Origin of the sequence: Pontibacter sp. BAB1700 (assembly GCF_000277005.1) — a bacterium.
In the GTDB taxonomy this organism is placed as follows: domain Bacteria; phylum Bacteroidota; class Bacteroidia; order Cytophagales; family Hymenobacteraceae; genus Pontibacter; species Pontibacter lucknowensis.
In genome coordinates, this window is the sequence record NZ_AKIS01000142.1 from 1 (window position 1) to 8009 (window position 8009).

The 8009-nt window shown below is 51.6% G+C and carries 4 protein-coding genes; 2 read left to right on the top strand and 2 right to left on the bottom strand.

The annotated features are described in order from the left end of the window. Both O71_RS16105 and cfa read left to right on the top strand, forming a co-directional pair. Positions 1 to 230 (top strand): ATP-binding protein (locus tag O71_RS16105; protein WP_007658831.1); only part of this gene is annotated, 230 nt, incomplete at its 5' end. Between the two features lie 168 nt (positions 231 to 398). Continuing rightward, positions 399 to 1436, top strand: coding sequence for a cyclopropane fatty acyl phospholipid synthase (cfa, locus tag O71_RS16110; RefSeq protein ID WP_081490522.1), 1038 nt, complete (start codon positions 399 to 401; stop codon positions 1434 to 1436). Between the two features lie 175 nt (positions 1437 to 1611). Here cfa and O71_RS16115 read toward each other — a convergent pair whose 3' ends face one another. After that, entirely contained in the window at positions 1612 to 4707 is a 3096-nt protein-coding gene (locus O71_RS16115) for a T9SS-dependent M36 family metallopeptidase (RefSeq protein ID WP_155800962.1), read from the bottom strand. Positions 4708 to 5129: 422 nt separating this feature from the next. Beyond that, positions 5130 to 7934, bottom strand: a complete 2805-nt coding sequence (locus O71_RS16120) for a T9SS-dependent M36 family metallopeptidase (RefSeq protein WP_143732116.1) — start codon at positions 7932 to 7934, stop codon at positions 5130 to 5132. Positions 7935 to 8009 lie beyond the last annotated feature (75 nt).

Genomic DNA, 8009 nt, shown 5'->3' on the forward strand with positions numbered 1-8009 from the left:
TAACTGCCGGTGAGTTGGAAAACGGCAAGGTATACATCCAGGTACGGGACAATGGAACAGGTATACCCGAAGAACTGATGGAAAGTATTTTCATCCCGTTCTTCACCTCTCACAAAGACGGCTCAGGTATAGGCCTCAGCCTGGCCAAGCACATCATGCTGCTGCACAAAGGCTCCATTCAGGTCGAGTCGCAGGAGGGCGTGGGCTCTGTCTTCACCCTTACTTTCTAGCACAGCACACTCATTACTAACCATTTACTTTCTCTTCCGTTCATAGGCAAACGAGTATATACCGCCTATTAAATACTCCTGCCTTATGAAAAGCGCTTCCCTACAGCAGCAGGTGACTGCCATGCTGGCTACAGCCGATGTCAAGGTTAATGGCCCCGACCCTGGGACCTGCAGGTACACGACGACCGTTTCTACAAGCGGGTACTCAGCCAAGGCTCTCTGGGTTTGGGAGAGGCCTACATGGACGGCTGGTGGGATTGTGCGCAGATAGATGAATTTGTGAACAGGGTGATGCGAGCCGACCTTTACAAGAGAGCTCGCTTTGGCTGGCGGACGGTGCTGGAAGTGCTACTGGCTAAGGCGCTGAACCTGCAGGCCAGAGGAAGAGCGGCACGCAATGCCCAGCGCCACTACGACATTGGCAACGGCCTCTACCAGCGCATGCTCGACAAACGCCTGGTATACAGCTGCGCCTACTGGAAAGAGGCTGACAATCTGGACCAGGCCCAGGAGCACAAGCTCGACCTCGTCTGCCGCAAACTACGGCTGCAGCCCGGACAGCGGGTGCTTGACATTGGCTGTGGTTGGGGAAGCTTTGCCAGGTATGCGGCTGAGCGGTATAACGTGGAAGTGGTAGGCGTTACCGTATCGCGGGAGCAGGCGACGCTGGCACGGGAACTTTGCAAAGGACTGCCCATCGAGATCCGGCTGCAGGACTACCGCGATGTGCGGGAGCAGTTCGACCATGTGGTCTCGATCGGTATGGCCGAGCATGTGGGCCTCCGCAACCACCGCACTTATATGCAAACAGCTGCCCGCTGCCTCAAAGACGATGGACTTTTCCTGCTGCACACAATCGGCGTCAACTTCTCTAAAACAGCACCCGATCCTTTCATTGACCGGTATATCTTCCCGAACTGCCTGATCCCTTCGCTGCGGCAGCTCACGGGTGCCATGGAGCACATCTTTGTGGTGGAGGACCTGCACAACTTCGGCCCTGACTACGACTATACCCTGATGGCCTGGCACCATAACTTCAACCAACACTGGCCAGAGCTACAGGGAGAGTATGGCGAGCGCTTCTACCGGATGTGGAACTACTACCTGCTCTCCAGCGCTGGTTCTTTTCGTGCCCGCAACAACCAGCTATGGCAGTTTGTGCTCTCCAAGAAAGGTATACCTGGCGGTTACGAAGCAGTGCGTTAGGTATATGGATCAGGTATAGCAAGTCAGAATCTGATCTGTTAAATCCCTACAAAAAATAGGGCAGTTTGAACAGCTGAGGGGGGCAACTGCAGTGCCGCTTACAAGCTATACTTAAAAAGCAAAGGCCGATGAAATGAATCACCGGCCCCGCCTCGTTAGGATAGTTAAACACGCGTTATTTTTGCATCACAATTCGGATAAAGGACACGCCTTCATCTGTCACCAGTCTGGCGATGTACATACCACCAGCCAGCTTGCCTTTCTCGAACTGATAAGTCTTATGCTCACCCGCTCTGCCATTGCCTTGCGCCAGCACGGTCACCACAGAACCTCGCATATCCAGTACTTCCAACTTGTAGCTGCCGTCTTGCGTCAGCGTGAAGCCGATGTCAGTCTTAGCACCGAACGGGTTAGGCACAGCACGCAGGGACATTCTCTCTGCGCTGATCTCCGCTTTGGCAGTAGCTGTTGCTGTCGCAGCCAGTCCGCAGTCACCCAAGCTTCCTTTAGCAGCTGTCAGCAGGTATGGCACTGCATTCGGAGCCACGCACTCAGCTACACCGTCTACACATACCAGCACTTTGTCTTTCTTCTTGCCATCGCTACAGCGCACATCTACCACCGTGATTGTGATCGACTGATGCTTGATGCAGCCATCGCCGTTCACGGCACGCACGGTGAAGGTATAAGTACCCGCTGCTTTCGGAGTGAAGATGACACTGGCACCTGTCGTTGCGCTCAGGCCTTCTGCACCGCTCCAGGTATACTCGTTGTCAGCATCGCCGCCAGCCTGCAGACGCACGTTCTGCGGACCGTAACCCAGGTATAGGTTTGATGCGACACCGCCTGTGTATACATCAGAAGTAGCTACTGCATCAAGTGTTAGAGGAGTTGTACAGGCGTAAGTTTCCGGCAGATCAAATGCCTCTACCTGGTCAAAGCGATTGAGGTTAGAACCCTGGTCGGCACTAAAGCCCAAACCTCTCCTGGCAAATACTTTCCAGATCAGTTCCTGGTTAGCTCCCTCGTAGTTCTGACGGTCAGCCAGCAGGATCGCATCACGACCATCTACAAAGCCAGGACGACAAGCCTGCAGTTTCAGTCCGTCGATCACCAGTTGCATGGCCATGTTGTTGCCACCTTTGCCATTGTAAAGATCAGCATCAAAGCCGTACTTGTCGATCAAGGCCCATGTCATATCCCACAGCATGGTAGACCATACAAAACCAACGCCGTGCGGTTGGCTGATCGCTGCATTGTTAGTAGAAGCATAGGTATGCGGGTTCACACCGAAGTCAGTAGAATAAGGGGCAGGCCGGATGCCGGGGCCGTCTGTAGGCTGGCCTTTGGCATAAGTTCCGATGCCTCTTACTTTGGCACCTGTGTCACCTGGCTTCATGGTCATCATCAGGCCAAACCAGTCGCTCCAGCCTTCGCCCATCTGCTCGGCGTTGTTGAGGCAGTTTGCCACAGTGCGACCACCCGTCAGACGGTTTGAGATACCATGGCCATACTCGTGCACGATAATACCGTTGTCGAAGTCACCATCCAGTTCAGGTCTGCCATCATCTTTCAAACGAACGATCACTTCTTCACCAGCATCCATACGGGCTCTGAGCAGGGCGCCTGCCTCCTGGCTGATCATGACAGCAGGTATAGTGATTGGCATTGTTGGCGTTCCACCCATCGCGATTGGGTCTCCGGGAGCATTGTTGATCACAATCACAGCAATGGCGCCTGCCAGCTGAGCGGCTTCCACTTTCTCCGTGAATGGACAGTTTCCTCTATACGCCACGGCGATGTTACCCGCTACGGCTGTAGTATTTGTCAGTGCGCCACAGCCTTCCTGCGGTAGTCCTACTGTGCCTTGTCCTACCACGAGTTTGCCTACTACAGGCTCTGAGTTGAGTTTGCGTGCCCATGCTGCTTCCGTTGCCGGGTAGCTACCAGCCACTGACGACGGAGAGGTTACGGATACCATGTCGGCATCAGGCGGGCTGCTCCACAGGTACATCTGCATGCGGGGAGCAAAACCATCCACGTTAGTGGCAAAGTTTGCATTGTTGCGGGAGGTGCCGTTACGGTTGTCCTGGGCTTCGGCTAGCACCGGATCACCTTGTGAACCGCCTCTGCCATAGTTATTGAGCTGGAAGTTACCGCTGGCCTCGTCGAAGCCATACTGATACCATACGTCGTGTACCACGTTGTTCCAATAGAACAGGTTTGTGATAGCGGCATCGCGGTTGGCAACCGGCTGCTTGTTGAAATCGATCGGGAAGTCAAAGCTCAGCTCAGAGCCACCATCCGGGCTATAATTCGTACTCCAGCTGTTATTGTTATTCGGGTCTTCGTAGGCATACACGTTGTTGCCGCGGGTTCTCGTTTCGGTGTGCCAGCCTTGAGGTGACGCCAGTTGATTCGCGGCAGAAGTGCTCACCATGGAACGTGGTCCGTGGCTAGGGCTCTCCACCGGCATCGCGAATACGTTGTAGGCATTGGAAACCCGCACAATACTTGCCTGCGGTGCCGCTACATAGGGTGATGCGGTGGTGTGGCTATGATCGTCGTGCAGAAACTTGCCTCCCGGACCATCATTCTCAAACTGGCAGTGCACCACCATGTTGTCTTTGTCCAACACAGCGCCCGTTGTGGCATCAAGCCGGAGATTCCACCAGTTCTGGCCATCCAGTTCATAGATCGAAACTTCCCAGGCCAGGCGCAGGCTGCCGTCTTCCATAGGTTGGTATACCAGTTTGGCAGGTATAGGCTCCAGAGAGATACCTGCTTTGGAAAAGGTAACCGCTCTGTTTCGGCCATTGCCTCGCTCCTGCACCGTGAGCGGCTCCTTCATGGCTATACCCAGGTGCTGTGCTGCAGCGGCCACGGCTCCTGCTGCATCCAAACCAGGCTGGTTTGACTTCGCTCGCTTGCCTACCTGCTTCTGCAATCGGTTGCCCATGGTGAGCACACGACCCTCTTTACTCATGCTGATGTTTGTCACCGCACCATGCACTTCAATGCCTCTGTAGAGCTGCTTGATGTACAGGTGCTTCATGCCACTCTTTGGACTTTCAGTCTCACTGGCCAGTTCAAGCTCAGCTACATCTTCATCTTCCAGTTCGAGTTGCTTTTTGTTTTTCTGAATGTGATTCAGAGCGGCTTGCGGGACTGGTCTTTGGTCAGACCTCCCCTGCCCGAAGGCGGTAAAAGTGCCGGATAAGAACAGGACCAGCAGCAACAGCTGCCAGTGCAATTGTAAACGTGTTTTCATGCGCTAATTTTTAAGGGTTAGACAATCGAGGTTGGAAGACTCAGACTGTTGGAGCGGAATAAATAACTCCCTAAAAGTAAATAGCTTAGAGCATGAAAAACAGGAATAATTCAGAGCAGAAGTAACTATAAAATTAGCACGATAAAATTTAACTAATACGATACAAAAAGCCACAACAACTGCGGTGATCATTGTAAAGAAGTACCATTTAGCACACATAGTTTTATTCTTATATTTATATCTTAACTAAGATTTTCTACTATTTACTTTTAACTGTCTTGACCAGCACCCATTAAAAACGACACACAGATTAATTTAAATGGCTATTTTCCTGGTAATGAAGCTGCAAGAACAGGTATAGCATAAAGCAAGCAGGGCCGGTGAATTGCTTCACCGGCCCTGCTTCTTACTTAGTGTTATTGTTACCTCAGCAATAGCATGGTTCCCGATCGGGTACTGCCGCCATTCACAATTCTGTAGATGTACATGCCATTCTCACGGCCTTTCGCATTGAAGGTATTCTTATAAGTTTCACCTTGTTTTACATTTCCTTCGAACACTGTCTCCACCTCACGGCCTGTGATGTCATATACCTTGAGAATGGTATAACCCGTCTCTTTTGCCTTAAAGCTGATGGTGGTGCTTTCTGAGAATGGGTTAGGGTAGTTCAACAGAATCTCTCCGTTGTTCAGCTCAGAAGACCGCAAGGACTGATTTCCTGTCGCAGTAAGATTAAAGTTCTCAGGCAGATCAAAGGCCTCCACCTGGTCAAAGCGATAGTAGCTCAATCCCTGGCTGGCGCTGTAGCCTACACCTCTTCTGGCAAAGGCTTTCCAGATCAGTTCCTGGTTAGCACCTCCGTAGTTCAACTGATCAGCCAGCAGGATCGCATCGCGGCCGTCTACGAAGCCTGGGTAACAAGGCTGTAGTTTCAGACCGTCGATCACCAGTTGCATCGCCATATTGTTACCGCCGTTGCCATTGTAGAGGTCCTCATCAAAGCCGTACTGATCGATCAGGTCCCAGGTCATCTCCCAAAGGATAGTGGCAAACACAAAGCCGATGCCGTGCGGAGCTGACAAAGCAGAATTATTAGTCGCACCATAGGTATAGTTGTTTACGCTGAAGTCTGTGGTGTACGGAGCCGGTCTGATGCCGCGGCCGGTGGTTGGTTCACCTACCGCATAAGTACCTATACCTCTGATCTTCTCGCGGGTATCGCCTTTTTTCATGGTCATCATCAGGCCGAACCAGTCACTCCAGCCTTCACCCATCTGCTCAGTTGTCAGCACCATGCCGCCAGCCAGTACCTGTGTTGGCAAACAGGAGGTGGTGTTCGGACCGCCCGTCAGGCGGTTGGAGATACCATGACCGTACTCATGCACAATAATGCCATTATCGAAGTCACCGTCGATCTCAGGGCCTGATCCGTCGTCTTTTAATGCCACGATAACCTCTTGGTTTGCATCAAGCAAGGCTCTGATACTTGCGCCTGTTACATCTGTTATCATGACAGAAGGGATGGTAATAAGCGCTGGATTAGTAGCACCAACTCCCATCACCGTAGGCGTGCCAGGAGCGTTGTTGATCACGATGACAGCTATGGCACCGGCGTTCTGAGCATTCAGTACTTTCACACCAAACTCACAGCTTCCTCTGTATACCACTGCTATGTTCCCTGCCATTGCACCTGCATTTGTCAGTGCATCGCAACCTTCAACCGGGTTACCGCTAGAGGCCGCCGCCAATACAAGTTTACCTGTGATCGGCGTTGAACTAAGTGGCGTCCCGAATGATGACTGCACTGCCAGGTAGCTGCCAGCAATAGAAGAAGGTGAAGTAACTCTGAACATGTCAGCATCGGGCTTGCCACTCCATAGGTACATCTGCATTCTTGGACGTCTGCCATCGATAGGTGTTGCAAAGTTGGCGTTGTTTCGCGAAACACCGTTCCTGTTATCCTGAGCCTCTGCCATTACATGGTCACCACCCAGACCACCTTTCCCAAAGTTGAAAGATTGGAAGTTGCCGCTTTCCTCATCGAAACCATATTTGTACCATACATCATGCACCAGGTTGTTCCAATAGAAAAGATTGGTGATAGCCGCATCCCGGTAAGCTTCCGGCTCCTGTGAGAAGTCAACCGGGAATTTGAAAACACGCTGGGTACCTCCATCAGGACTGTGCCCGTGTACCACGTCTGCCCCATCGTCGGTGTTACTGGCGATATGACCAGTATTGTTAGGGTCTTCATAGGCATACACGTTGTTGCCACGGGTAATGGTATAGCTCATTTTATCGGTAGTATGCCAGCCGGAAGGTGACGCGACCCTGTCTGCTACGGCTGCGGCGTTCATCGGCTTTCTGCCGCCATGGCTTGGACTCTCAATCGGCATAGGGTATACCTCGTACAAGCCAGGTGTTTTCCCGTTGTTGACAGGTCCTGCTGCCTGAGCGTAAGGCGTCATATCCAGTTCCTGCACTGCTGGTGCAGCTGTTGTGTGGCTATGGTTGGCATGCAGAAAGTCACCACCCGCTCCATCATTCTCAAACTGGCAGTGCACGACCATGTTATCCTTGTCCAGCAGTTCTCCCGTGCTGGCATCCACTCTGATGTTCCACCAGTTCTGAGCATCCAGTTCATAAATGGAAACCTCCCAGGCCAGACGCAGCGTCCCATCCAGCATGGGTTGATATACCAGTTTGGCAGGTATAGGCTCCAGTGAGATACCACCAGTAGAGAGCAGTACCTCTCTGTTTTTAGCGTTGGCACTTTCGAGCACCGTCAGAGATTCACTAACAGTAGTACCCAGATGACGGGCCGCCGCTGCCACGGCGCCGTTTGCATCAAGAGCAGGCTGCTTTCCATTGATTTTCTGGTTAATGTCCTCCTGGAAGCGATTACCAACTGTTACCACCTCACCACGGCTGTTCACACTGATGTTTGTAATAGCTCCATGAATCTCAATACCATCCACTTGCTGTTTGATGTAGTAGTGTTTTAGACCACTTTTTTTACTTTCAGACTCACTGCTCAACTCCAGATCAGCTACATCCTTGTCTTTTACTTTTAGCTTCGCTTTGTTTTTGTTGATGTGATCAAGTGCTACCTGGGGTACTTGCTTTTTACCGGCAGGCCTTTTCCCTTGCGCAAAAGAGACGGTGGATCCGAACAGCATAGCCACAATGAGGACTAGCTGCAAATACATGCGTAATGCTCTGGTCATAGTTAATAATTTAAGTTAGGAATAAAAGAATAATGGATAGAATTTTACTACGCCATTTAATTACTATAGTTATAT